The 23,307-nt window shown below is 71.0% G+C and carries 21 protein-coding genes and 1 pseudogene; 12 read left to right on the top strand and 10 right to left on the bottom strand.

Annotated elements, in window-relative coordinates; all coding sequences use genetic code 11:
- Nucleotides 1-144: 144 nt before the first annotated feature.
- The 4 genes from whiA to uvrC are packed head-to-tail and all read right to left on the bottom strand — an operon-like array spanning nucleotide 145 to nucleotide 5,232.
- Nucleotides 145-1,134 carry a DNA-binding protein WhiA gene (gene whiA / locus ACZ6TU_RS10275; protein ID WP_467673908.1) on the bottom strand — a complete coding sequence of 330 codons (990 nt, stop codon included), beginning with the start codon at nucleotides 1,132-1,134 and terminating at the stop codon, nucleotides 145-147.
- The gene (locus ACZ6TU_RS10270; protein WP_467673910.1) at nucleotides 1,125-2,204 is read right to left on the bottom strand and encodes a gluconeogenesis factor YvcK family protein; all 1,080 of its coding nucleotides are present in this window, start codon (nucleotides 2,202-2,204) and stop codon (nucleotides 1,125-1,127) included. The genes whiA and ACZ6TU_RS10270 overlap by 10 nt, the downstream gene beginning before the upstream one ends.
- Nucleotides 2,201-3,160 (bottom strand): RNase adapter RapZ, encoded by a 960-nt coding sequence (gene rapZ / locus ACZ6TU_RS10265; protein ID WP_467673912.1) that lies wholly within the window; start codon nucleotides 3,158-3,160, stop codon nucleotides 2,201-2,203. The genes ACZ6TU_RS10270 and rapZ overlap by 4 nt, the downstream gene beginning before the upstream one ends.
- Nucleotides 3,157-5,232, bottom strand: coding sequence for an excinuclease ABC subunit UvrC (gene uvrC, locus ACZ6TU_RS10260; protein ID WP_469547722.1), 2,076 nt, complete (start codon nucleotides 5,230-5,232; stop codon nucleotides 3,157-3,159). The genes rapZ and uvrC overlap by 4 nt, the downstream gene beginning before the upstream one ends.
- Before the next feature lie 263 nt (nucleotides 5,233-5,495).
- Between uvrC and ACZ6TU_RS10255 the strand changes: the two genes are divergently transcribed.
- The 4 genes from ACZ6TU_RS10255 to ACZ6TU_RS10240 all read left to right on the top strand — a co-directional run bounded on the left by ACZ6TU_RS10255 (nucleotide 5,496) and on the right by ACZ6TU_RS10240 (nucleotide 9,084).
- The gene (locus tag ACZ6TU_RS10255) at nucleotides 5,496-5,648 is read left to right on the top strand and encodes a hypothetical protein (RefSeq protein WP_467673916.1); all 153 of its coding nucleotides are present in this window, start codon (nucleotides 5,496-5,498) and stop codon (nucleotides 5,646-5,648) included.
- A 282-nt stretch (nucleotides 5,649-5,930) separates the two neighbouring features.
- Nucleotides 5,931-6,878, top strand: a complete 948-nt coding sequence (locus ACZ6TU_RS10250; protein ID WP_467673918.1) for a hypothetical protein — start codon at nucleotides 5,931-5,933, stop codon at nucleotides 6,876-6,878.
- 191 nt (nucleotides 6,879-7,069) lie between these two features.
- The gene (locus ACZ6TU_RS10245; protein ID WP_467673920.1) at nucleotides 7,070-8,179 is read left to right on the top strand and encodes a LacI family DNA-binding transcriptional regulator; all 1,110 of its coding nucleotides are present in this window, start codon (nucleotides 7,070-7,072) and stop codon (nucleotides 8,177-8,179) included.
- Entirely contained in the window at nucleotides 8,176-9,084 is a 909-nt protein-coding gene (locus ACZ6TU_RS10240) for a carbohydrate kinase family protein (protein WP_467673921.1), read from the top strand. Before ACZ6TU_RS10245 ends, ACZ6TU_RS10240 begins: the two co-directional genes overlap by 4 nt.
- Before the next feature lie 51 nt (nucleotides 9,085-9,135).
- Here ACZ6TU_RS10240 and ACZ6TU_RS10235 read toward each other — a convergent pair whose 3' ends face one another.
- Nucleotides 9,136-9,999, bottom strand: a complete 864-nt coding sequence (locus ACZ6TU_RS10235; protein WP_467673922.1) for a helix-turn-helix domain-containing protein — start codon at nucleotides 9,997-9,999, stop codon at nucleotides 9,136-9,138.
- Between the two features lie 101 nt (nucleotides 10,000-10,100).
- On the opposite strand from ACZ6TU_RS10235, the gene ACZ6TU_RS10230 reads away from it, so the two are divergent.
- Nucleotides 10,101-10,664, top strand: coding sequence for a YceI family protein (locus ACZ6TU_RS10230; RefSeq protein ID WP_467673923.1), 564 nt, complete (start codon nucleotides 10,101-10,103; stop codon nucleotides 10,662-10,664).
- An 82-nt stretch (nucleotides 10,665-10,746) separates the two neighbouring features.
- Here the strand turns inward: ACZ6TU_RS10230 and uvrA are convergent, their stop codons facing one another.
- Nucleotides 10,747-13,770, bottom strand: a complete 3,024-nt coding sequence (gene uvrA, locus ACZ6TU_RS10225; protein WP_467673924.1) for an excinuclease ABC subunit UvrA — start codon at nucleotides 13,768-13,770, stop codon at nucleotides 10,747-10,749.
- A 223-nt stretch (nucleotides 13,771-13,993) separates the two neighbouring features.
- On the opposite strand from uvrA, the gene ACZ6TU_RS10220 reads away from it, so the two are divergent.
- The 5 genes from ACZ6TU_RS10220 to ACZ6TU_RS10200 all read left to right on the top strand — a co-directional run bounded on the left by ACZ6TU_RS10220 (nucleotide 13,994) and on the right by ACZ6TU_RS10200 (nucleotide 18,224).
- Nucleotides 13,994-14,683, top strand: coding sequence for a maleylpyruvate isomerase family mycothiol-dependent enzyme (locus tag ACZ6TU_RS10220; RefSeq protein WP_467673925.1), 690 nt, complete (start codon nucleotides 13,994-13,996; stop codon nucleotides 14,681-14,683).
- Between the two features lie 35 nt (nucleotides 14,684-14,718).
- Nucleotides 14,719-15,375: an MBL fold metallo-hydrolase gene (locus ACZ6TU_RS10215; RefSeq protein ID WP_467673927.1), complete on the top strand. Its 657-nt coding sequence runs from the start codon at nucleotides 14,719-14,721 to the stop codon at nucleotides 15,373-15,375.
- A 322-nt stretch (nucleotides 15,376-15,697) separates the two neighbouring features.
- Nucleotides 15,698-16,576 (top strand): ABC transporter substrate-binding protein, encoded by an 879-nt coding sequence (locus ACZ6TU_RS10210; RefSeq protein WP_467673929.1) that lies wholly within the window; start codon nucleotides 15,698-15,700, stop codon nucleotides 16,574-16,576.
- Complete coding sequence (locus ACZ6TU_RS10205) at nucleotides 16,573-17,475, top strand: amino acid ABC transporter permease (protein ID WP_467673931.1); 903 nt, start codon at nucleotides 16,573-16,575, stop codon at nucleotides 17,473-17,475. The genes ACZ6TU_RS10210 and ACZ6TU_RS10205 overlap by 4 nt, the downstream gene beginning before the upstream one ends.
- Nucleotides 17,472-18,224, top strand: coding sequence for an amino acid ABC transporter ATP-binding protein (locus ACZ6TU_RS10200; RefSeq protein ID WP_467673933.1), 753 nt, complete (start codon nucleotides 17,472-17,474; stop codon nucleotides 18,222-18,224). The genes ACZ6TU_RS10205 and ACZ6TU_RS10200 overlap by 4 nt, the downstream gene beginning before the upstream one ends.
- A gap of 52 nt (nucleotides 18,225-18,276) precedes the next feature.
- Here the strand turns inward: ACZ6TU_RS10200 and aroQ are convergent, their stop codons facing one another.
- Complete coding sequence (aroQ, locus tag ACZ6TU_RS10195; protein ID WP_467673935.1) at nucleotides 18,277-18,750, bottom strand: type II 3-dehydroquinate dehydratase; 474 nt, start codon at nucleotides 18,748-18,750, stop codon at nucleotides 18,277-18,279.
- Between the two features lie 103 nt (nucleotides 18,751-18,853).
- Between aroQ and ACZ6TU_RS10190 the strand changes: the two genes are divergently transcribed.
- Both ACZ6TU_RS10190 and ACZ6TU_RS10185 read left to right on the top strand, forming a co-directional pair.
- A complete protein-coding gene (locus tag ACZ6TU_RS10190; protein WP_467673937.1) occupies nucleotides 18,854-19,900 on the top strand; it encodes a S66 family peptidase in 1,047 nt (348 codons plus the stop codon).
- A gap of 60 nt (nucleotides 19,901-19,960) precedes the next feature.
- Entirely contained in the window at nucleotides 19,961-21,268 is a 1,308-nt protein-coding gene (locus ACZ6TU_RS10185; protein ID WP_469547717.1) for an MFS transporter, read from the top strand.
- Between the two features lie 40 nt (nucleotides 21,269-21,308).
- Here ACZ6TU_RS10185 and ACZ6TU_RS10180 read toward each other — a convergent pair.
- The 3 genes and pseudogenes from ACZ6TU_RS10180 to ACZ6TU_RS10170 all read right to left on the bottom strand — a co-directional run.
- Nucleotides 21,309-21,588 (bottom strand): annotated as a pseudogene (locus ACZ6TU_RS10180) (ionic transporter y4hA); the annotation flags it as partial.
- A gap of 181 nt (nucleotides 21,589-21,769) precedes the next feature.
- Complete coding sequence (locus ACZ6TU_RS10175) at nucleotides 21,770-22,072, bottom strand: hypothetical protein (RefSeq protein WP_469547715.1); 303 nt, start codon at nucleotides 22,070-22,072, stop codon at nucleotides 21,770-21,772.
- 129 nt (nucleotides 22,073-22,201) lie between these two features.
- On the bottom strand, nucleotides 22,202-23,191 hold the full coding sequence (locus ACZ6TU_RS10170; protein ID WP_467673943.1) for a TerC/Alx family metal homeostasis membrane protein: 990 nt from the start codon (nucleotides 23,189-23,191) through the stop codon (nucleotides 22,202-22,204).
- Between the last annotated feature and the right edge of the window lie 116 nt (nucleotides 23,192-23,307).

The following is a 23,307-nucleotide window of genomic DNA, read 5'->3' as shown; positions in this document are numbered from 1 at the left end:
CCTAGCGTGGGTTCGCCACAGCAGCGAACAGATGCCAGGCTCATGACAGTCCATGATCGAGTCAAGAGTGCCTGAACGACACGCGAAAGCCGGTGCCGACCACCCGAGTGGATGCCGACACCGACTTCTTGACGGACTGTGGGATCAGCCTACGAGATTGTCGGCCAGTTCCTCGGAGAGGTTGGCCTCCGTGCTCGGGATGCCCAGGTCGGAGGCGCGCTTGTCGGCCATGGCCAGCAGGCGGCGGATCCGGCCGGCGACGGCGTCCTTGGTCAGCGGCGGGTCGGCGAGCGCGCCCAGCTCCTCCAGGGAGGCCTGCTTGTGCTCCATGCGCAGCCGGCCGGCCGCGGCGAGGTGCTCGGGCACGTCCTCACCGAGGATCTCCAGCGCGCGCTGCACACGAGCGCCTGCGGCGACGGCCGCACGGGCCGAGCGGCGCAGGTTGGCGTCGTCGAAGTTGGCGAGCCGGTTCGCCGTGGCCCGCACCTCGCGGCGCATCCGGCGCTCCTCCCAGGCCAGCACCGACTCGTGGGCGCCGAGCCGGGTGAGCAGGGCGCCGATCGCGTCGCCGTCGCGGACGACGACCCGGTCCACGCCGCGCACCTCGCGGGCCTTCGCGGGGATCTGGAGGCGCCGGGCGGCGCCGACCAGGGCGAGCGCGGCCTCGGGGCCCGGGCAGGTCACCTCCAGGGAGCAGGAGCGGCCGGGCTCGGTGAGCGAGCCGTGCGCCAGGAAGGCGCCCCGCCAGGCGGCCTCGGCGTCGCAGGTGGCCCCCGAGACCACCTGCGGGGGCAGGCCGCGGATCGGGCGGCCCCGCCCGTCGACCAGGCCGGTCTGGCGGGCCAGCTGGTCACCGCCCGCGACGACGCGCACCACGTAGCGCGAGCCGCGGCGCAGTCCGCCCGGTGCCATCACGATCAGCTCCGAGCTGTGGCCGAAGATCTCCAGGATGTCCCGCTTGAGGCGGCGGGCCGCCATCGCCGTGTCCAGCTCCGCCTCGATCACGATCCGACCGCTCACCAGGTGAAGGCCGCCGGCGAACCGCAGAATGGCGGAGACCTCCGCCTTTCTGCAGCAGGTCCGGGTGACGGGGAGCCGGGAGATCTCGTCCTTCACCGCTGCCGTCATCGCCATGGGCCGATCCTTCCATGCATCCGAAAAATACGGTCGTACGCGGCGGCCAACAGCTCCGGGTCATGCCTCGGGGTCCCGTCGGGCCGGGCCACCGGCGCCAGCTCGACCGCGGCCCCGAACCGTTTGGCGGCATCGGTCAGGGAGGCGCGGTCGGGCACGGCGGCCTCGTCGGCCAGCACCACGTCCAGGGCGAGTTTAGGGGCGTGTCGTCCCAAAACCTCCAAATGACGCTGCGGGGAGAAGCCCTCGGTTTCTCCGGGCTGCGGGGCGAGGTTCAGGGAGAGTACCCGGCGCGCCTTCGTCTGCGTGAGCGCGTCCAGCAGCTCGGGCACGAGCAGGTGCGGGATGACCGAGGAGAACCAGGAGCCGGGGCCGAGCACCACCCAGTCCGCGTCCAGGACGGCCTGGACCGCCTCGGGCACGGCCGGCGGGTCGTGCGGCACGACCTGCACGGACTGCACCTCACCCGGGGTGAGGGCGACGGTGGCCTGGCCGCGGACCGTGTCCACCTCGTCCGGGCGCGCCGGGTCGTGGCCCTTGACCAGGGCCTGGAGCTCCAGCGGGACGGCGGACATGGGCAGCACGCGCCCCTGTGCTCCGAGCAGCCGTCCGACCAGGTCGAGGGCCTGGACGTGGTCGCCGAGCTGTTCCCACAGGGCGACGATCAGCAGGTTGCCGACCGCGTGCTCGTGCAGGTCGCCCTTGGACTGGAAGCGGTGCTGGATGACACGCGCCCAGGTCTGACCCCAGTCGTCGTCACCGCACAGCGCGGCCAGTGCCTTGCGCAGGTCGCCGGGCGGCAGCACGCCCAGTTCGTCGCGCAGCCGGCCGCTGGAGCCTCCGTCGTCGGCCACGGTGACGACGGCGGTGAGGTCTCCGGTGATCCGGCGCAGCGCGGCGAGCGAGGCGGACAGGCCCATGCCGCCGCCGAGGGCGACGACCTTGGGCTGGGTGCCCCGGCGGCGGGGTCTGCCGCCGCGGGCCTCGGCGGGCCGGCCGCCTCTTCCGTCGGTGCTGCCGTCGGGCACCACCCGGCGCAGCCGGCTCAGCCGCGGAGTACGTCGTGTCATTCGCGTCCCATGTCCCGGTGTACGACCACCGTCTCCACGCCCTCGGCGGCGAGCCGGGCGGCGAGCTTCTCCGACATGGCGACCGAGCGGTGCTTGCCACCCGTGCAGCCCACGGCGATGGTCACGTAGCGCTTGCCCTCCCGGCGGTAGCCGGTGGCGACGAGCTGGAGGAGCTCCGTGTACCGGTCGAGGAACTCCTTGGCGCCGGGCTGGTTGAAGACGTACCCGGAGACCTCGTCGTTGAGGCCGGTGTACGGGCGCAGCTCCGGGACCCAGTGCGGGTTCGGCAGGAAGCGGCAGTCGACGACCAGGTCGGCGTCGACCGGCAGCCCGTACTTGTAGCCGAAGGACATGACCGTGGCCCGCAGCTCCGGCTCCTCCTCGCCGGCGAACTGGGCGTCCATCTTGGCGCGCAACTCGTGCACGTTGAGGCTGGAGGTGTCGATCACCAGGTCGGCGTCGCCGCGCAGCTCGCGCAGCAGCTCGCGCTCGGCGGCGATGCCGTCGACGATCCGGCCGTCGCCCTGGAGGGGGTGCGGGCGGCGCACCGACTCGAAGCGGCGCACCAGGGCCTCGTCGGAGGACTCCAGGAAGACGATCCTCCGGGTGACGCTCTTCGCCTCCAGGTCGGCGAGGGACTCGCGGAGGTTGTCGAAGAAGCGGCGGCCGCGGACGTCGACGACGACGGCGATCCGGGCCACGTTGCCCTGGGAGCGGGCGCCGAGCTCCACCATGGTGGGGATCAGCGCGGGCGGCAGGTTGTCGACGACGAACCAGCCGAGGTCCTCCAGGCACTTCGCGGCCGTCGAGCGGCCGGCCCCGGACATGCCGGAGATGATCACCAGCTCGGGGATGGCCGCGTCCGGGACTGCGGCCTTGTCGTTGGGCGTGCCCGTACTCACCTGTGCTCCGTCTCCGGCTTGCTCTTCTTGCCCGTCGTGCTCGTTCACATTCATGTCTCCTGCCCCCGTCGTTCGTCCGGGGCGCCCGTACGCACGGGCTCCCCGCTGGAACCCATGGTGCCGGGTTCCTCCTCCATGATCTCTCCAGTCGCCGTGTTGACGGCGGGTGCGGCCGGAGCCGCCTGGGCGAGGGCCGCCGCGATCGTCTCTGCGGTCTTGCGGCCTATGCCGGGAACCTCGCAGATCTGGTCGATGGTCGCGGATCGCAGTTTCTTCAACGAACCGAAGTGCTTCAGGAGTGCCTGCTTTCGGGTGTCCCCGAGCCCCGGGACGTCGTCCAGGGGGCTGGACCGGAAGCGCTTGGACCGCTTGGTGCGCTGGTAGGTGATCGCGAAGCGGTGGGCCTCGTCACGGACCCGCTGGAGCAGGTACAGGCCCTCGCTGGTGCGGGGCAGGACCACCGGGTCGTCGTCGCCGGGCAGCCAGACCTCCTCCAGGCGCTTGGCGAGGCCGCACACGGCGATGTCGTCGATCCCGAGGTCGTCCAGGGCCCGCTGGGCGGCCGCGACCTGCGGGGCGCCGCCGTCGACGACCACGAGCTGGGGCGGGTAGGCGAACTTCTTGGGGCGGCCGTCGTCCTCGGTGAGGCTCGTTCCGACGGTCTCGTCGGTCTCAGCGGTCTCGCCGCTTTCAGCGGTCTCACCGTCCGCCCACTCGCCCGTCTTCTCCTTCTCGGCGAGGTAACGGCGGAAGCGGCGGGTGATCACCTCGTGCATGGAGCGGACGTCGTCCTGGCCCGCGAAGCCCTTGATCTGGAACCGCCGGTACTCGCTCTTGCGGGCCAGGCCGTCCTCGAAGACGACCATGGAGGCCACCACGTCGTCGCCCTGGAGGTGGGAGATGTCGTAGCACTCGATCCGCAGCGGGGCGCTGTCCAGGTCGAGCGCGTCGGCGATCTCCTCCAGGGCGCGAGAGCGCGTGGTCAGGTCGGAGGCGCGCTTGGTCTTGTGCAGGACGAGCGACTGCTGGGCGTTGCGCTGCACCGTCTCCATGAGGGCCTTCTTGTCACCGCGCTGCGGGACGCGCAGGGAGACGCCCGAGCCGCGCCGGCCGGTGAGCCACTCCTGGACGGGCTCCACCGGGTCGGGCAGGGCGGGGACCAGGACCTCCTTCGGGACGGCGTCGCCCGTCTCCTCGCCGTACAGCTGCTGGAGGGCGTGCTCCACGAGGGCGCCGGTGGTGATCTCCTCCACCTTGTCGGTGACCCAGCCGCGCTGGCCGCGCACACGTCCGCCGCGCACGTGGAAGATCTGGACGGCCGCCTCCAGCTCGTCCTCGGCGACCGCGATCAGATCGGCGTCGGTCGCGTCGGCGAGCACGACCGCGTTCTTCTCCATGGCCTTCTTCAGGGCCCCGATGTCGTCGCGCAGCCGGGCCGCCCGCTCGTACTCCATCTCCTCGGCCGCCTCGCCCATCTGCTTCTCCAGGCGGCGGATGTACGTGTTCGTCCGGCCGGTCATGAAGTCGCAGAACTCGTCGGCCAGTTCGCGGTGCTCCTCGGCGGAGACCCGGTCCACGCAAGGAGCCGAGCACTTGTCGATGTAACCGAGGAGGCAGGGTCGGCCCGTACGGGCGGCGTTCTTGAAGACGCCGGCCGAGCAGGTACGCACGGGGAAGACGCGCAGCAGCAGGTCGACGGTGTCACGGATCGCCCACGCGTGCGCGTACGGCCCGAAGTAGCGGACGCCCTTCTTCTTGTGACCGCGCATCACCTGTACGCGCGGGAACTCCTCGTTCATCGTCACCGCGAGGTACGGGTAGCTCTTGTCGTCGCGGTACTTGACGTTGAACCGGGGGTCGTACTCCTTGATCCACGAGTACTCCAGCTGGAGCGCCTCGACCTCCGTGGACACCACCGTCCACTCCACGGACGCGGCCGTGGTGACCATGGAGCGGGTGCGCGGGTGCAGGCCCGCCAGGTCCTGGAAGTAGTTCGCCAGGCGCTGGCGCAGGCTCTTCGCCTTTCCGACGTAGATCACCCGGCGGTGTTCGTCACGGAACCTGTAGACCCCCGGCGAGTCGGGGATCTCACCCGGTTTGGGGCGGTAGCTGGAGGGGTCGGCCATGTCTCACACCCTACTGGCGAGCACCGACAGTCCGACGGGACGGCGGGGTCTGAGCACGGGCTCGGCGAGGGGGCAGTTTCCAACGGCATGCCCCGCCCTGGGTTACGGCACCCCGGGAGCGGGAATGGAGGCTTCCCACGGGGACACGGCGACGTCCGGCGGGCGGAGTCCGTGTCGGTGCAGGCACAGGTTGTCGGTGCGGACCGGCCGTTTCGGTGAGAGACGGGCGGGCCACGGGTCGGAGGGCTGCGCAGATGAAGCGGATGCGGATCGAGAAAACCCGGCGGGCCGTCCGTGCCCGCCGGTACGCGGACGAACCGTTCGCACTGCACGACGCCCTCGACCCGCGCGACCCCGACATAGTGCGGGCCAAGCGCCTGGCCGTCGAGGAACGGGGCGGAACCGACCGCTCCTGAGAAGGCCGGCCTCGGCGGAGGCCGGGCGCGCCGTCAGCAGGGACCGCCCGGGGTGTTACGCCCCGGGCGGTCCCATGTCCGGATCGGCCCGGCCGGGAGTACGTCACTGTCCGGCATCAGGTGTTGTCGGGACCAGGTCAACACGCTTCAATGCGGGGGAACTCGGGACCCCTGAACGACGGCGTACGGATGTGAAGACCTCCCCTGCGCCGGCGGGACGGTCCCGGGCGGCCCGCGCGAACGGTCTGACCAGCCGTCGCCGACTCACAGAGAGGCCCCTGCATGCCGCACGCCCCACAGCACGCGGACGTCGCCACCGCGGAACTGGACTCGGTTCTGCGAGGCGGCCCCTTCCACGTCGCCCTGCGTGCCGCGATAGCCGCCCGAGGGCTGCCGCTGCAACGCGTGCAACACCATCTGTCCCGCCACGGGGTGAAGGTCGGCGTCACCAGCCTGAGTTACTGGCAGCAGGGGGCCAGGCGCCCGCAGCGCCCCGAGTCGCTGCGGGCCGTACGCGCGCTGGAGGAGATCCTGGAGCTTCCCGAGGAGTCGCTGATCCGGCTGCTCGCCGAATCCGGCGAAGGTCCGTCCGGGCTGCGGTCCGCAGCCCGCTCCTACCGCTCCCTCGTCGAGGCCTCCGGGGTCCTGGACCAGCTGCTGGCCGAGCTGGACTGCCCGCCGGACGGCGGTCTGCACACCCTCGGGCACCACGAGCGGCTGCGGATAGGGGCGCGGCGGGAGCTGGCCGAGCGGGAATCGCACCACATCGTGCGCGCCCACCGGGACGGCGTCGACCGCTTCGTGGCCGTCCACCACGGCGACCGGGGGGCCGTACCGGAGCGCATGAGGGTGCACGCGCTGGAGAACTGCCGTACGGGACGCGTCCGTTGGCACGGGGACACGGGAGTGCTCGCGGCCGAGCTGCTCTTCGACACCTGGCTGCGGGCCGGCGACACGTTCCTGTTCCGCTTCGGCGTCGAGGACGGCACGGCCGGTGTGTCACACGAGTACCTCCGCGGCTTCGACTCCCCCGGCGGCCAGTACGCGCTCCAGGTGTGCTTCGACGCGGCGTCCCTCCCGGCGCGCTGCCACCGTTTCACCCAGCACTCGGCGGCGGCCCCGCGCACCGGCGGCCAGGAGCTGGCGCTGAGCGGACGGCACCGGTCGGTGCACCTGGTCGAGCCGCGGGTGCGGGCCGGGTTCGTGGGGATCGGCTGGGACTGGGAGTAGCCGGACGGACGACGGCGGGGCCGGCGCCCGGCCCTCAGTCACGGTCATGGGTACACGCCGGTCCGGCATGCACACCGTCCGACGTAAACGCTTGCGCAAGCGTTTACGTCCGGCATCGGATGCGATACCGTCCCGGCCGTGGGGCGTCGGACGGCGCGCCGGAGGACGGACGGGAAGGCGGAGGGAACGTCATGGCGACCATGGCCGACGTCGCACGGAGTGCCGGTGTCTCCGTGGCGACCGTCTCGCACGTCCTGAACGGCACCCGGCCGGTCCTGCCGCACACCCGCCAGGCGGTCCTGGACGCCGTGGAGGAGCTGGGCTACACCACGAACACGCTGGCCCGTTCCCTGGTGACGGCCCGTACCCGGTCCATCGGGCTGGCGGTGTCGGCGATCAGCAACCCGTACTTCACGGAGATCCTCCAGGGCGTCGAGGCCGGCGCCCTGGAGCACGGCTACAGCCTCCTGATCGCCGATCCGCACGACGACCCCGGGCACGAGCGCAAGGTCGTCCAGCTGCTGCACGAGCGCCGGGTGGACGGCATGATCGTCGCGCCCTCCGCGGATCCGCGCGGACTGCTCGCCTACCTGGGGCGGCACGACGTACCGGCCGTGTTCCTCGACCGGCTGGTGGACGCCCCGGACGGCGGACCGCGCTTCGACCAGGTCTGCGCCGACAACGCCGAACCGACGTCCCGGCTGGTCACCCACCTCGCCGGCCTCGGTCACCGGCGGATCGGGCTGGTGGCGGGACGGCCGGGGCTCAGCACCACGAGCGAGCGGATCACCGGCTACCGGACCGGCCTCGCGTTCGCGGGCCTGCCCTACGACGAGCGGCTCCTGGTGCACGGCGACTCGGAGTCGGCCGGCGCCGAACAGGCCACCGCCGCCCTGCTGTCCCTCGCCGTGCCGCCCACAGCGCTGGTCACCGGCAACAACGCCATGACCATCGGAGCGCTGCGTGCCCTGCGCACGCACGGCCTGTCCGTGCCCGGCGACATCGCGCTGTGCTGCTTCGACGACTTCGCCTGGGCGGACCTGTTCTCGCCCCGGCTCACCGCCGTCGCGCAGCCCAGCAGGGACATCGGCGCCCGGGCCGTACACGTGCTCCTGGAACGTCTCGCCGAACCGGACCGGCCCGCCCGGACCGTGCGGCTTCCCTGCACCTTCGTCCACCGCACGTCGTGCGGCTGCCCCGAGGAGCCTGCACAGCCCGTGGAGTCGGGGCAGTCCGTGCGGCACGAGCAGCACGAGCAGTCCGCGCAGCCCGCGCAGTCCGAGAGAGGAACCGTCGCATGATCGTCGTCGCCGGTGAGGCACTGATCGACCTGGTACCGCGGGGCACGGGAGCCCTGGCGGCGCTCCAGCCGGCGCTCGGCGGCGGCCCGTACAACACGGCGGTGGCGCTGGGCCGTCTCGGCTCCCCCGCCGCCTTCTGCTCCCGCGTGTCCTACGACGCCTTCGGGGAGGCCCTGCTGGACCGGCTGCGGGAGACCGGGGTGGACGTGTCGTCGGTGCAGCGCGGCGCCGAGCCCACGACCCTCGCCGTCGCCACCGTCGGCGCGGACGGCTCCGCGGCGTACTCCTTCTACGTCGACGGGACGGCGGACCGGTTGTTCACGGCGCCCGCAGCGCTGCCGCCCGGCACCCGGGCCGTCTCCTTCGGGACGTGCTCGCTGGTGCTGGAGCCGGGGGCGAGCGCCTACGAGGAACTGATGCGTGCGGCGGCCGCGCAGGGCGTGTTCACCGCGCTGGACCCGAACATCAGGGCCGGGCTGATCCCGGACCCGGACGCCTACCGGGCGCGGTTCAAGAGCTGGCTGCCGTCGGTGTCGCTGCTGAAGCTGTCCGAGGAGGACGCCCAGTGGCTCGGCGGCACACCACAGGAGTGGCTGGCGGCCGGTCCGGCGGCGGTCGTGATCACCCGGGGCGGGGACGGGCTGACCGCCTTCACCGCTGACGGCGGCGAATACTCGGTGCCGGGCGAGCGGGTCCGGGTCGTGGACACGATCGGCGCGGGCGACACGGTGAACGCGGCGCTGCTGCACGGGCTCGCGGCCCGCGACGCGCTCAGCGTGCGGGCGCCGGCCGCACTGGGGCGCGACGGCTGGACGGGGCTGCTGGGCTTCGCGGCCCGTGCGGCGGCGATCACCTGCTCCCGGGCCGGGGCGGAACCGCCGTACCTGCACGAGCTGGAGGGCTGACACCTCCCGCGGTCAGGACGAACGGCAGGGAACGCGTCCCGTGCGCGTCCTTCAGCCGGTCTCCCCCACGGCCCGCAGCGCGCCGGGGCGACGGCCGTTGAGGCGGTCCAGGGCGGCGGCCGTGGCCTCGTCCGCGGGCAGGTGGACGATCAGGCGCTGGCCTTCGTCGGGCAGCGCTAACGTCTCGTGCAGCAGGCGCAGCGATCCGGCCTCCGGGTGCTCGATGTGCTGGGAACCCGTACGCCGCGGTGCCGCGGCCAGGTCGGCGAACCGGTCGGCGAACTCCGCCCCCGCCGTCACCGTCAGCTCGTCGGCCAGCTCAGCGAGGTGCGGGTCCCGCAGGGGGACACCGTGCCGGAGCCGGGCGACGAGGTCATCGGCCACCCGGTCCCAGTCGCGGTAGGCGCTGCGGGCCCGCTCGTCGGTGAACAGGTACCGCAACAGGTTGGGGCGCTCGTCGTCGAGCAGGCCGAGCGGGCCGACCAGGCGTTCGTAACCGGTCGTGTGGGCGAGGACGTCGCCGATCCAGTTGACCACCAGTGCGGGAGCCGGCTCCAGGTGGTCCAGCACGGCCCGCACGGTGGGCCGGGCCGTGCGGCCGAGCGACGGGGCCGCCGCGCAGAGCAGCGGGTCCCCGCCGTCCGCCTCCTTGGTCAGGCGGCGCAGCAGCACCCGGTCGGCGAGAGACAGGTTCAGGGCGTCGGCGAGGGCGCCGAGCACCTGGGCGGAAGGGTTGCGATCGCGCCCCTGTTCCAGCCGGGTGAGGTACTCGACGCTGATGCCGGCGAGCGTGGCCAGTTCGGAGCGCCGCAGACCCGGCGTGCGGCGCCGCGTACCGGTGGGCAGGCCCACCTCGGCGGGGCTGACGGCTTCGCGCCAGGTGCGCAGGAACGTGCCCAACTCGTTGTCGCTCACCCGCCGAACGTACCCCGGCCGCGCGCGTGGAGGGTGTCCCTGCCACTACCAGGCTCCGGCCGGTCTCCCTCACGGGCCGCGCGCCCCTCAGGGTGGAGGCCATGACCAATGACACCGCTACCGCCGCTTCCGCCACCGCCCTGCCGCTGGCCCCGGGCAACTGGGCCCTGGACCCGTTCCACTCCTCCGTGAACTTCACCATCCGTCACCTGGGCATCGCCAAGGTGAGGGGGCGCTTCGAGCGGTTGGAGGCCGAACTGTTCGTCGGGGAACGCGTCGAGGACGTGCGGGTCTCCGCGACCGTCGACCTGGCCTCGATCGACACCGGCAACGCCGACCGGGACGCGCACGTCCGCGCCTCCGACCTGCTCGACGTCGAGAAGCGCCCGACGATGACGTACCGCTCGACGCGGGTGTCGGGTGAGGGTGAGGACTGGACGATGGAGGGCGAGCTGACGATCGGCGAGGTGACCCGCCCGGTGACGCTCGCCGTGGAGTTCGGCGGGCTGGTCGACGTGCCCATGGACGGCAGCCGGCATGCCGGGTTCGAGGCGACGGGCGAGATCCGGCGCAGCGAGTTCGGGCTCGACTTCGCCCCCGGTCTGCTCGGGGAAGTGGTGAAGATCCAGCTCGACATGCAGTTCGTGGAGCCGAAGAGCGCCTGACCGCACAACGACGCGCCGTGCCCCCACAGGGAGTTCCTGTGGGGGCACGGCGCGTCGGCAGGAGCCGTCAGCCCTTGGCCGGTCAGCCCTTGGCCGTCCGCGTCGTCTTCTTCGCGACGGCCTTCGCGGACTTCGCGGCTGTCTTCTTGGCCGCGGTGCTGTTGACCGTCTTGGTGGCGGTCCTGGACGCCCTGGTCTGCGCCGGGACCGTCTTCTTCGCCGCCGTCTTGCGCGGGGCCTTCACCGAGGACGCGTCGCTGATCCGGTCGGCGCCGAGGACCTCCCGCAGGAACTTGCCGGTGTGGCTGGCCGGGACTGCGGCGACCTCCTCGGGCGTGCCCTCGGCGACGACCAGGCCGCCGCCGGCGCCGCCCTCGGGGCCCATGTCGACGATCCAGTCGGCAGTCTTGATCACGTCGAGGTTGTGCTCGATGACGATGACCGTGTTGCCCTTGTCGACCAGTCCCGACAGGACCGTCAGCAGCTTGCTGATGTCCTCGAAGTGCAGACCGGTGGTCGGCTCGTCCAGGACGTAGACCGTGCGGCCGGTGGAGCGGCGCTGGAGCTCGCTGGCGAGCTTGACGCGCTGGGCCTCACCACCGGACAGGGTGGTCGCGGACTGGCCGAGCCGGACGTAGCCGAGGCCGACGTCCTTCAGGGTCTTCATGTGACGGGAGATCGCGGGGACCGCCTCGAAGAACTCCGTGGCCTCCTCGATCGGCATGTTCAGGACGTCGGCGATGGACTTGCCCTTGTAGTGGACCTCCAGGGTCTCTCGGTTGTACCGGGCACCGTGGCAGACCTCGCACGGGACGTAGACGTCCGGGAGGAAGTTCATCTCGATCTTGATGGTGCCGTCGCCCGCGCAGTTCTCGCAGCGCCCGCCCTTGACGTTGAAGGAGAAGCGGCCGGGCATGTAGCCGCGGACCTTCGCCTCGGTGGTCTCGGCGAACAGCTTGCGGATGTGGTCGAAGACGCCGGTGTACGTGGCCGGGTTGGAGCGCGGGGTGCGGCCGATGGGCGACTGGTCGACGTGTACGACCTTGTCGACGAGGTCGTCGCCGTCCACGCGCGTGTGCCGCCCCGGCACGTTCCTCGCGCCGTTCAGTTCACGGGCCAGGTGCGTGTACAGGATGTCGTTGACCAGGGTGGACTTGCCGGAGCCGGACACCCCGGTGACGGCGGTGAACACGCCCAGCGGGAACGAGACGTCGATGTCCTGAAGGTTGTTCTCCCGGGCGCCGTGCACCGTGAGCTGCCGGGATGGGTCGAGCGGGCGCCGGATGTCGGGCAGCGGGATGGCCTTCTTGCCGGACAGGTACTGGCCGGTCTGCGACTCGGCGTTGGTGAGCAGCTCCTTCAGGGAGCCGCTGTGCACGACCTTGCCGCCGTGCTCACCGGCGCCGGGGCCGATGTCGACGACCCAGTCGGCGGTCTTGATGGTGTCCTCGTCGTGCTCGACGACGATGAGCGTGTTGCCCATGTCGCGCAGCCGGACCAGGGTCTCGATCAGGCGGTGGTTGTCGCGCTGGTGCAGGCCGATGGACGGCTCGTCGAGGACGTACAGGACGCCGACCAGGCCTGAGCCGATCTGGGTGGCCAGGCGGATGCGCTGGGCCTCGCCGCCGGAGAGGGTGCCGGCCGCGCGGTTCAGGGAGAGGTAGTCCAGGCCGACGTCGACGAGGAACCGCAGCCGCTCGTTGACCTCCTTCAGGACGCGCTCGGCGATCTTCTTGTCGCGGGCGCTGAGCTTCAGCTCCCTCAGGAAGTCCGCGCAGTCGCTGATCGACATCGCGGAGACCTCCGCGATGGACTTGTCCATGACCGTGACCGCGAGGACGATCGGCTTCAGGCGCGTGCCCTCACAGGTCGGGCAGGGCACCTCGCGCATGTAGCCCTCGAAGCGCTCACGGCTGGCGTCGCTCTCTGCCTCGCTGTGCCGGCGCTTGACGAAGGGGACGGCGCCCTCGAAGGCGGTGGTGTACCGGCGCTCGCGCCCGTAGCGGTTGCGGTAACGGACCTCGACCTGGGTCTTGTGGCCGTGGAGCAGGGCCTTCTTGGCGCGCTGCGGCAGGCCTGCGAAGGGGATGTCCGTCCGGAAGCCCAGGGCGTCGGCGAGGGCGCCGATCAGGCGGCCGAAGTAGTCCTTGGTGTGGCCGTGCGACCAGGGGTGGATGGCGCCCTCGTCGAGGCTCTTGTCCGGGTCCGGGACGATGAGCTCCGCGTCGACCTCCATGCGCGTGCCGATGCCGGAGCAGTCCGGGCAGGCGCCGAAGGGCGAGTTGAACGAGAAGGAGCGGGGCTCCAGCTCCTCGAAGGACAGGTCGTCGTACGCGCAGTACAGGTGCTCCGAGTACATCCGCTCGCGCTCGGGGTCGTCCTCGGGGAGGTCGACGAAGTCGAGCACGACCATGCCGCCGGAGAGGCCGAGGGCGGTCTCCACGGAGTCGGTGAGACGGCGCTTGGCGCCCTCCTTGACCGTGAGGCGGTCGACGACCACCTCGATGGTGTGCTTCTCCTGCTTCTTCAGCGTGGGCGGGTTCGACAGCTGGATCGTCTCGCCGTCCACCCGCGCGCGGGAGTAGCCCTTGGTCTGGAGGTCGGCGAAGAGGTCGACGAACTCGCCCTTGCGCTCACGCACCAGCGGCGACAGCACCTGGAAGCGGCTGCCCTCCGGCAGCTCCAGGACCTTGTCGACGATGGCCTGCGGCGACTGACGCGTGATCGGGCGGCCGCACTCGGGGCAGTGCGGCTTGCCGATGCGCGCGAAGAGCAGACGCAGGTAGTCGTAGACCTCGGTGATGGTGCCGACCGTGGAGCGCGGGTTGCGGGAGGTCGACTTCTGGTCGATGGAGACGGCCGGGGACAGGCCCTCGATGAAGTCGACGTCAGGCTTGTCCATCTGGCCGAGGAACTGCCGGGCGTACGAGGACAGCGACTCCACGTAGCGCCGCTGTCCCTCGGCGAAGATGGTGTCGAAGGCCAGCGAGGACTTGCCCGACCCCGACAGGCCCGTGAAGACGATGAGCGAGTCGCGCGGGAGGTCGAGCGAGACGTTCTTGAGATTGTGCTCGCGCGCTCCACGAACGATGAGACGGTCGGCCACGCCGGTCCGCACCTTTCTTGAGAGAAGTGACAGGGGCGGGGCCCCCGTGCTTTCTCAGACTAGGGGGAGCCACTGACAACGCCGGTCGGATTCACGGGTTGCCAACAAACCCCGGCTTTCCAGCATGCCCGACGTCACGTCCGACCTTATAGCACGTGCTTTCGATTACCGGCACTTGTTCACCACCTTCACCCGAAGGTGTGGCGCGGCTAGGGTCAGCACCATGATTGATCACGGTCATGACCTGGCGTCTGTACATGCCGCTACGGAACGGCTGCTCATCGCAGTCGGCAAACTGGACAACGCCTCTGTGACGCAGCCGTCACGGCTTCCCGGCTGGACCCGGGGCCATGTACTGGCACACCTCGCCCGCAACGCGGACGCCCTCGTGAACGTCCTCGAAGGCCGTCCCATGTACGTCTCCGGCGAAGCCCGGGACGCCGACATCGAGCGGGACGCCCCGCGCAGCCTCGACGTCCAGCTCGCCGACCTGCGCGAGAGCGCAGCCCGCTTCCATGAGGCCGCGGCCGCTCCGGCGGACTGGTCGCGCACGGTGGAGCTGCGGGGTGGGGTCACGGACTCCGCGTCCCGGGTGCCGTTCCGGCGGTGGGTGGAGGTGGAGCTGCACCACGTGGACCTGGGGATCGGGTACGAGCTGGAGGATCTGCCGGCGGACTTCACGGAGCGGGAGATCGCCTTTCTGGCCGATCGGTTCGCCGGCCATCCCGACGTACCACCCACGCGCCTCACGGACGGCACGCGCGCGTGGAGCACGGGACGGGAGGCGGACGACGGGCCCGAGGTGACCGTCACCGGTTCCCCGGCAGACCTGCTGGGCTGGCTCGCCGGCCGCCGAGCCGGATCCACGCTGACGGTGGACGGCGGCCCGCTTCCGGCGCTGCCCCCGCTGTAGGACCCGGGCCACTCCCCCGCTATAGGCTGGCGGACATGACGTACAGCGGACAGGTGACGGTCGGCGGACCTGCCGACGTGCACGAGCTCAAGGACCTGATGATCACCAAGATCGCGGTCGGTCCGATGAACAACAACGCCTATCTGCTGCGCTGCCGGGCCACGGACGAGCAGTTGCTCATCGACGCCGCGAACGAGGCGGAGACACTGCTCGGCATGATCGGTGACGACGGCATCGCGTCCGTCGTCACGACCCACCAGCACGGCGACCACTGGCAGGCGCTCGCCGAGGTCGTGGCGGCCACCGGCGCCCGCACCTACGCGGGCCGGGACGACGCCGACGGCATCCCGGTGCGGACCGACGTGCTGGTCGACGACGGTGACACCATCCGAGTGGGGCGCGTGGAGCTCACCGCGCGCCACCTGATCGGGCACACGCCCGGTTCGATCGCCCTCGTCTACGACGACCCGCACGGGCATCCCCATGTGTTCACCGGGGACTGCCTCTTCCCCGGCGGTGTGGGCAACACCCACAAGGACCCCAAGGCGTTCGCCAGCCTCATCCACGATGTGGAGACCAAGATCTTCGACGTCCTCCCGGACGAGACGTGGGTCTACCCAGGGCACGGCGACGACACGACGCTGGGCGCGGAGCGCCCGCAGCTGCCGGAGTGGCACGCGCGCGGGTGGTGAGGGGCCGCGCGGGGCGCACGCGTGTGGAGCAGTGGGCCGCGCACGCGCCCCGTGTGAATCGTTCACACACGCCGGTGCCGTACATACGCTCCCCCTGCACGTAGTTGCGCGGTCAACTGGTAGGAGCCCCGCGCAGGATGACGGCTCCTGGGCGGATGGGCCGCCGGTCTGTCGATCCCCGCCCTCGACCGGCGGCCCCGGCGACCGCCGAACTCGCCGCGTGCCAGGGAGCGTTCACAAAAGCGCAACACCCGCTCCCACGATGTGAGCAGGCGCCGTCGTGACCTCGACAATCGGCACCGTCGGCTGCCAATCTCGCGCCATGCATCCTGCCCCGCGTGCCCTGCGCCGCGCTGCCGCCGCCGTCTCCGTCGCTCTGCTCGCCACCGCCGTCGGCTGTGCACCGCAGCCGGAGGAGCCTGCGGCCGGCACCTCCTCGGCCGGAAACACCTGCGAGAAGGGCAGGTTGGCCACCCGGACCTCGGGCAAGCTGACGATCGCCACCGACCAACCCGCCTACGAGCCGTGGTTCAAGGACGACGACCCCGCGAGCGGCAAGGGCTTCGAGTCGGCGGTCGCGTACGCCGTCGCCCGGCAACTCGGCTACGGCAAGGACAGGGTCGTCTGGCAGACCGTCCCGTTCAACAAGGCCTTCGCGCCCGGCGAGAAGACGTTCGACTTCGACATCAACCAGGTGTCCATCAGCGACGAGCGCAAGAAGGCCGTGGACTTCTCGTCCGGCTACTACGACGTGCGCCAGGCCGTCGTCGCCCTGAAGGGCTCCAAGGCGGCGAAGGCGAAGAGCGTCGCGGACCTGAAGGACGTGAAGCTGGGCGCCCAGGTCGGCACCACCAGCCTCGACTACATCGACGACGTGGTGCGGCCCACGCGGGCGGCCGCCGTGTTCGGCAAGAACGACCAGGCCAAGTCCGCGCTGAAGAACGGCCAGGTAGACGCCGTCGTCGTGGACCTGCCGACCGCCTTCTACATCACCGGAGCCGAGGTCACGGACGCGACGATCGTCGGCCAGTTCGAGAACCAGGGCGGTACGCCGGAGCAGTTCGGTCTCGTGCTCGACAAGGGCAGCGCACTCACCTCCTGCGTCTCGCGGGCCGTGGACGCGCTGCGCGAGGACGGCACGCTCGCGGGGATCGAGCAGCAGTGGCTGTCGGACGCCGTCGACGCTCCGGTGCTCAAGTGACGGTGAACAAGGAAGAGCCGGCGGTGGGCTCCGGCGAGCACGACGCGCGGGACGGCTACGTGCCGTCGCAGCGGCGCCTGGACCGTGAGCGCTACCAGCGCGCCCGCGCCCGGCGCGCCACGGCGATCGGCGCGCTCTCGACCCTCGTCACCGGAGCCGTCCTCTACCTGGTCGTCGTCAACGCCCCGGGCTGGTCTCGCACCAAGGAGACCTTCTTCGACTGGGAGTACGCGCGCGAGGCGTTCCCGAAGGTCCTCGAAGGGCTGTGGCTGAACGTCCGGCTGCTGCTGGTCTGCGGAGCCGCGATGCTCGTCCTCGGCATGCTGATCGCCGTGGCCCGTACGCTGCGCGGCCCGGTGTTCTTCCCACTGCGCGTCCTGGCCGCCGCGTACACCGACTTCTTCCGGGGACTGCCGCTCATCATCAACCTGATGATCGTGGTCCTCGGCGTCCCGGCACTGCGGCTCCAGGGCGTGACCGTCGACCCGGTGCTCCTCGGCGGCACCGCGCTCACCCTGACCTACTCGGCGTACGTCGCCGAGGTGTTCCGGGCCGGCATCGAGTCCGTGCACCCCTCGCAGCGCGCCGCGGCCCGCTCGCTCGGGCTCAGCAACCGGCAGGCGCTGCGATACGTGGTGCTGCCCCAGGCGGTGCGCCGCCAGGTGCCGCCACTGCTGAACGACCTGGTGTCGCTGCAGAAGGACACCGGGCTCGTCTCGATCGGGGGCGCGGTGGACGCCGTACGGGCCGCCGACATCATCGCGGGGCGCAGCCTCAACTACACGCCGTACATCATCGCGGGGCTGGTCTTCGTCGCGCTGACCATCCCCATGACCCGCTTCACGGACTGGGTGACGGCACGGATGGACCGCCGGCGGGCCCAGGGAGGAATCACATGAGCGAGATGTCCGTGCTGCGCATGGAGGCCGTCCGCAAGTCCTTCGGCGGCTCGGTCGTCCTGCGGGACGTCGATCTGGAGGTCGCCCCGCACACGGTCACCGCGCTGATCGGCGCCTCCGGCTCCGGCAAGTCCACGCTGCTGCGGTGCGCGAACCTGCTGGAGGAGATCGACGACGGGGCGATCTGGCTGGACGGCGAGGAGATCACCGACCCGCGCGTCGACCAGGACGCCGTACGCCGCCGGATCGGCGTGGTCTTCCAGGCGTACAACCTCTTCCCGCACCTGACGGTCCTGGAGAACATCACGCTCGCGCCGCGCCGGGTGCACGGCGTGCCCCGCGCCGAGGCCGAGGCACACGCGCGTGAACTGCTGGAGCGGCTCGGGCTCGGCGGGAAGGCGGACGAGTACCCGGACCGGCTGAGCGGCGGCCAGCAGCAGCGGGCGGCGATCGTCCGCGCCCTGGCCGTACGGCCCCGGCTGCTGCTGCTCGACGAGATCACCGCCGCCCTCGATCCCGAGCTGGTGGGCGAGGTCCTCACCGTCGTCCGCGACCTGAAGGACGAGGGCATGACCATGGTGCTGGCCACGCACGAGATGGGCTTCGCGCGGGAGGTCGCCGACCAGGTGTGTTTCCTGGAGGGCGGCGTTGTGCTGGAACGCGGCACCGCCGAACAGGTCTTCGGCGAACCACGGCAGGAGCGCACGCGGCGCTTTCTGCGGCGGATCGTGGAGGCGGGGCGGTTGTAGTCGTGGAAGCCGGGCGGTTGTAATCGTGGTGGCGGGGCGGTTGTAGGAGAACTCAGGCGTCGGCGTGCCCCGCCCCGGCCAGCGCCGCGACCCGCTCCACCCCGAACACGTACCCCTGCACCCCGCACCCCGCGATGACCCCGTCGGCCCGCAGCGAGACGTAGGAGTGGTGCCGGAACGACTCGCGCTTGTGGATGTTGGAGATGTGGACCTCCAACACCGGCATGCCGTCACAGGTGTTGAGGGCGTCCAGAATGGCGACGGAGGTGTGCGAGTAGGCGCCCGGGTTGATCACGATGCCGCAGTGGTTCAGCCGTGCCTCGTGGACCCAGTCCACCAGCTCCCCCTCGTGGTTGGACTGGCGGAAGTCGACCGTGCCGCCGTGCGCGGCCGCCGCTTTGGCGCACAGGGCCTCGACGTCGGCGAGGGTGTCGGAGCCGTAGATCTCCGGCTGGCGCTGGCCGAGCAGGTTCAGGTTGGGGCCGTTGAGGATCATGATCGGGGCGTTGGCCAAGGTGCGGGGCACGGTTCCTCCGGTCCGTTCGGGGTCGGGCGGCCCGTGGCGGACCGCCGCTCGGACCCGGTTTATCACGGTGCGCCGAGAGCCCGCCGGGCCATAGCCTCCCGGCATGGCAAGCCTTTCCTACCCGCCCAAGCCGTCCCCCGGTGACCGCATCGCCGTGCTCTCGCCCTCCTCCGGCCTGCCGGGGCTCTTACCGCTCCCCTACGAGCTCGGCCTGGAGCGGCTGCGCAAGGAGTACGGGCTGGAGCCGGTCGAGTATCCGGCGACCCGCAAGATGGGCTCCACGCCCCAGGAGCGGGCCGACGACATCCACGCGGCCTTCTGCGACCCGGACATCAAGGCGGTCATCGCGTCGATCGGCGGGGATGACCAGATCACCGTGCTGCCGCTGCTGGACCGGGAGTTGATCCGGGACAACCCGAAGCCGTTCTTCGGGATGAGCGACAACACGAACCTGCTCGCCTACCTCCGCAACAGCGGCATCGTCGCCTTTCACGGGGCGACTGTGATGTGCGAACTGGGCCGCCCGGGGGCCATGCACCCGCAGACCGCCGAGTCCCTGCGCGCCGCCCTGTTCACCTCCGGCCCGTACGAGCTGCGGCCCGCCGAGCGGTGGCGTGACATCGACCGGGACTGGGCGGACCCGGCGACTTTCGACGCGGAGCCGGAGACCCGGCCCGGGACCGGCTGGACCTGGGTCAACGCCGACCGGGTGGTCGAGGGCCGCAGTTGGGGCGGCTGCCTGGAGATCATCGGCTGGCTGCTGATGGCCGACCGCGAGATCGCACACGACCTGTCCGAGTACGACGGCGGCGTGCTGCTCCTGGAAACCTCGGAGGACATGCCGAGCGCCACGGAGGTCTTCCGCACCCTGCGCAACATGGGCGAACGCGGGCTACTCCAGCGCTTTCCGGCCCTCCTCATGGGCCGCCCGAAGACCTGGTCCTTCGAGCGGCCCAACGGACCGGAGGAGGCCGCTCGTCACGCGTCCGACCAGCGTGAGGCCGTCCTCAGCGCCATGCGGACCTACGCCCCCGACGCCACGATCGTCTTCGACGTGGACTTCGGGCACACGGATCCGCAGCTGGTGATCCCGTACGGCGGCACCGTGCGCGTGGACGGACCGGCCCGGCGCATCACGGTCACGTACTGAGTACCCCGGGGCCTCCGCGCGCCCCCGTAACCCGCCGTCACCGTGGGTAGTTGACGCGGCATGCACGACGTACGCACCGTAAAGGCCCCCTCGATGCCGCGCCTCGCGGCAGCCTCGCTCGCCGGCACGGCCATCGAGTTCTACGACTTCTTCGTCTACGGCACCGCGGCGGCCCTGATCCTGGGGCCGCTGTTCTTCCCGACCTTCTCGCCGGTGGCGGGGACCCTGGCCGCCTTCGCCACCTTCGGCGTGGGCTTCATCGCGCGGCCGCTGGGGTCCGTGCTGTTCGGGCACATCGGTGACCGGCGGGGGCGGCGGCCGGTCCTCGTCGCCTCCCTGCTGTTGACCGGTGCCTCCACGGTCGCGGTCGGCTGTGTGCCGACCTACCAGACGATCGGCGTGGCCGCTCCCCTGCTGCTCCTGGTCCTGCGCTTCCTTCAAGGGCTGGGGCTCGGGGGTGAGTGGGGCGGGGCGGTGCTGCTGACGGTGGAGCACGCGCCCGCCGGGCGGCGCGGGCTGTGGTCGAGCTTCCCGCAGGTCGGGCCCGCGCTGGGGTTCCTGCTCGCCAACGGTGTGGTGCTGGGGCTGTCGGCGACGCTGTCCGAGGCGCAGTTCGCCTCGTGGGGGTGGCGGGTTCCGTTCTGGGCGGCGGGGGTGCTGGCCGTGGTGGGGCTGTGGCTGCGTTCCTCGCTCGCCGAGAGCCCGAGTTTCCTCGAGATCGACGACCACGCCCGCGTGCCGCTCGTCGAGGTCCTGCGCGACCACTGGCGCCTCCTCCTGCTGACCGGCGGGGGGCTCGCGATCGGCTACGCGATCTTCTACGCCGTGACGACCTGGTCGCTCGCCTATGGGACGGAACGGCTCGGGGTGAGCCGCACCGTCATGCTGATCTGCATCATGGGCGCGGTGGTCGTGAAGGGCGCGCTCACGCCGCTGGTGGCGCTGCTCGGGGACCGGTACGGCCGGCGCCCCCTGTGCCTGGCCGGCTGCGCGGCCGCCGCCCTGTGGATGTTCCCGATGGTCGCGCTCCTCGCCACCGGCGCGCCGCTGCCGATGTTCCTCGGCTTCCTCGGGGCGATGCTCGCGTTCATCACGATGTTCGCCGTGATCGCCGCGTATCTGCCGGAGCTGTACGAGCCGCGGGTGCGCTGCACGGGCGCCGCGGTCGGTTACAACCTCGGCGGGGTCCTCGGGGGCGCGCTCACGCCGATCGTGGCGACGGCGCTGGCCGAACAGGGCGGGCGGGTGCCCTGGGCGGTGGCCGCGTATCTGACGGCGATCGCGCTGTTCAGTCTGGGGTGCTTCGCGCTGCTGCCGGAGACGCGTCCGGTGCCTGTGGCGGCGGCTGCGGAGCCTGCTTCGGGGTGACCTTGGTGGTGGTGCGCGTAATGGCTTGCGCGAGCGTCTGCGGGTTGATCACCAGCTCGGGATACGCCGCGAACAGCACCCGATGGGCCCCCGCCCCGGAGCGGAGTGGCCCGGCCCGGTACCACGGGCAGCGAGGCCACCACCGCGGCCGGGGGGAGCAGCACCATGCGCGTGGCACCCAGGCCGAGCACCAGCGGGCCGGACAGCCAGACGGACGCGGGCGCCGGGATGGCCAGGCCGATGCCGGCCATGGCCGAGCCGAGGGCGAGGTTCAGGCGGGTCTGCACTCGGTCACGGTGCGCGGAGCGCGGCGCGACGATGTCCGGTGATCACCATGGCTGCGAGGACCGTGTCGCGGGCCGGTGATGAAGGCGACCTCGCCACCACCTCGGCCTGGTGCACGGCGGCCAGGACAGCTCCTGCGAGGACCGGCGTCAGCAGCGCGACGACCGCGGCCGCAGATCGCGCCCCCAGGTGAAGATCAGCAGCACGGCCGCGGAGCTACGCGAGCTCGCGCTCGTCCACGAGGTCGCAGTTGGTGTACACCCGCTCGCCGATGCAGAGCGCGCCCAGTTGCTCCGCCATCCTGCTGGTCTCGGGGTCGTTGCTGTTGCGCATGGCCTCCTCGTAGGAATCGAACTCGATCAGCGCCAGATAACGGCGCGGGTTGTCGCGGTCCTTCAGAAGCATGCGCTGCGTGGGGCCGCCCGGCCGGTCGGCGAAGCGCCTCCACGCCTCTTCGAATACCCGTTCCATCTCGTCCCAGCGCTCGGTCTCGAAGTCGATGATCTGTACGAACTTCATGGCACCTCCAGCCGGCCACGGCGTCCCCGGGCCGGGGTACGCGCTCAAGAACAGGCAAACACCGGGGCCGGTGGTCGGCAATTCGCCGACCACCGGCCCCGGTGCTGGTTGCTCCTACGCCCGACGTGGTCAGACGTCGATGCTGTCCTTCGGAGCGCCTCCGCTCTGCGCCTGCGTCGCCTGCTTCTTCGAAGCCCGCAGGCTGGTGATCGTGGTGACGATCAGGACGGCGCAGATCACGCCGAGCGAGACCGGAATGCTGATCTCGGGGACGTGCACCCCGGACTCGTGCAGCGCGTGCAGCACCAGCTTCACGCCGATGAAGCCGAGGATGATCGACAGGCCGTAGCTGAGGTGGACCAGCTTCCGCAGCAGGCCGCCGATGAGGAAGTACAGCTGGCGCAGGCCCATCAGGGCGAACGCGTTGGCGGTGAACACGATGTACGGGTCCTGCGTCAGGCCGAAGATCGCGGGGATGGAGTCGAGCGCGAACAGCACGTCCGTGGTGCCGATCGCGAGCATCACGACCAGCATCGGGGTCATGACCCGCTTGCCGTTCTCCTGGATCCACAGCTTGGTGCCGTGGTAGCGGTCGGCCACACCGAAGCGGCGCTCGGCGGCCTTGAGCAGCTTGTTCTCCTCCCAGTCCTCATCCTCCTCGTCCGTCCGGGCCTCCTGGATGAGCTTCCAGGCGGTCCAGATCAGGAAGGCGCCGAAGATGTAGAAGACCCAGGAGAAGCTGGCGAGGATCGCGGCGCCCGCGGCGATGAAGATGGCCCGCAGGACCAGGGCTATGAGGACACCGATCAGGAGCACGCGCTGCTGGTACTGCGAGGGCACCGCGAACTTCGCCATGATCAGGACGAAGACGAAGAGGTTGTCGACGCTCAACGACTTCTCGGTGATGAAGCCCGCGAAGAACTCGCCGGCGGGCTGGCCGCCGCCGAACACCAGCAGGCCGAGCCCGAAGAGCGCGGCGAGGACGATCCAGACGACCGTCCAGATCCCGGCTTCCTTGATCGATACGTCGTGCGGCTTGCGGCCGATGAAGAAGTCGACCGCGATCAGGGCGGCGAGCCCCACGATCGTCAGGACCCATAGGGTCACGGAAACATCCACTGCGCCTCCGGCAGTCGTAACGGCAAATGTCAGCGTCGTCGCTGCCGGAGGTCTCTTCCACCCAAGGATGGGCCGACGCCCCGGGATCTGGCCTGATCCGTATTGACGGGTACGCC

Source organism: Streptomyces sp. NPDC052064, from assembly GCF_055585925.1.
Note: the sequence above shows the minus strand (reverse complement) of the source record. Positions and strands in the feature narration are given on the sequence as shown.

Bases quoted from the DNA above. Each gene is read 5' to 3' on its own strand.
- ACZ6TU_RS10200 (WP_467673933.1), top strand. From the start codon at position 17,472: ATGAGCGAGATGTCCGTGCTGCGCATGGAGGCCGTCCGCAAGTCCTTC.
- rapZ (WP_467673912.1), bottom strand. From the start codon at position 3,160: ATGAATGTGAACGAGCACGACGGGCAAGAAGAGCAAGCCGGAGACGGA.
- uvrC (WP_469547722.1), bottom strand. From the start codon at position 5,232: ATGGCCGACCCCTCCAGCTACCGCCCCAAACCGGGTGAGATCCCCGAC.
- ACZ6TU_RS10215 (WP_467673927.1), top strand. From the start codon at position 14,719: ATGACGTACAGCGGACAGGTGACGGTCGGCGGACCTGCCGACGTGCAC.
- whiA (WP_467673908.1), bottom strand. From the start codon at position 1,134: ATGGCGATGACGGCAGCGGTGAAGGACGAGATCTCCCGGCTCCCCGTC.
- ACZ6TU_RS10230 (WP_467673923.1), top strand. From the start codon at position 10,101: ATGACCAATGACACCGCTACCGCCGCTTCCGCCACCGCCCTGCCGCTG.
- ACZ6TU_RS10210 (WP_467673929.1), top strand. From the start codon at position 15,698: ATGCATCCTGCCCCGCGTGCCCTGCGCCGCGCTGCCGCCGCCGTCTCC.
- ACZ6TU_RS10270 (WP_467673910.1), bottom strand. From the start codon at position 2,204: ATGACACGACGTACTCCGCGGCTGAGCCGGCTGCGCCGGGTGGTGCCC.
- ACZ6TU_RS10240 (WP_467673921.1), top strand. From the start codon at position 8,176: ATGATCGTCGTCGCCGGTGAGGCACTGATCGACCTGGTACCGCGGGGC.
- ACZ6TU_RS10255 (WP_467673916.1), top strand. From the start codon at position 5,496: ATGCGGATCGAGAAAACCCGGCGGGCCGTCCGTGCCCGCCGGTACGCG.
- ACZ6TU_RS10175 (WP_469547715.1), bottom strand. From the start codon at position 22,072: ATGAAGTTCGTACAGATCATCGACTTCGAGACCGAGCGCTGGGACGAG.
- ACZ6TU_RS10245 (WP_467673920.1), top strand. From the start codon at position 7,070: ATGGCGACCATGGCCGACGTCGCACGGAGTGCCGGTGTCTCCGTGGCG.
- ACZ6TU_RS10220 (WP_467673925.1), top strand. From the start codon at position 13,994: ATGATTGATCACGGTCATGACCTGGCGTCTGTACATGCCGCTACGGAA.
- ACZ6TU_RS10190 (WP_467673937.1), top strand. From the start codon at position 18,854: ATGGCAAGCCTTTCCTACCCGCCCAAGCCGTCCCCCGGTGACCGCATC.
- ACZ6TU_RS10185 (WP_469547717.1), top strand. From the start codon at position 19,961: ATGCACGACGTACGCACCGTAAAGGCCCCCTCGATGCCGCGCCTCGCG.
- ACZ6TU_RS10250 (WP_467673918.1), top strand. From the start codon at position 5,931: ATGCCGCACGCCCCACAGCACGCGGACGTCGCCACCGCGGAACTGGAC.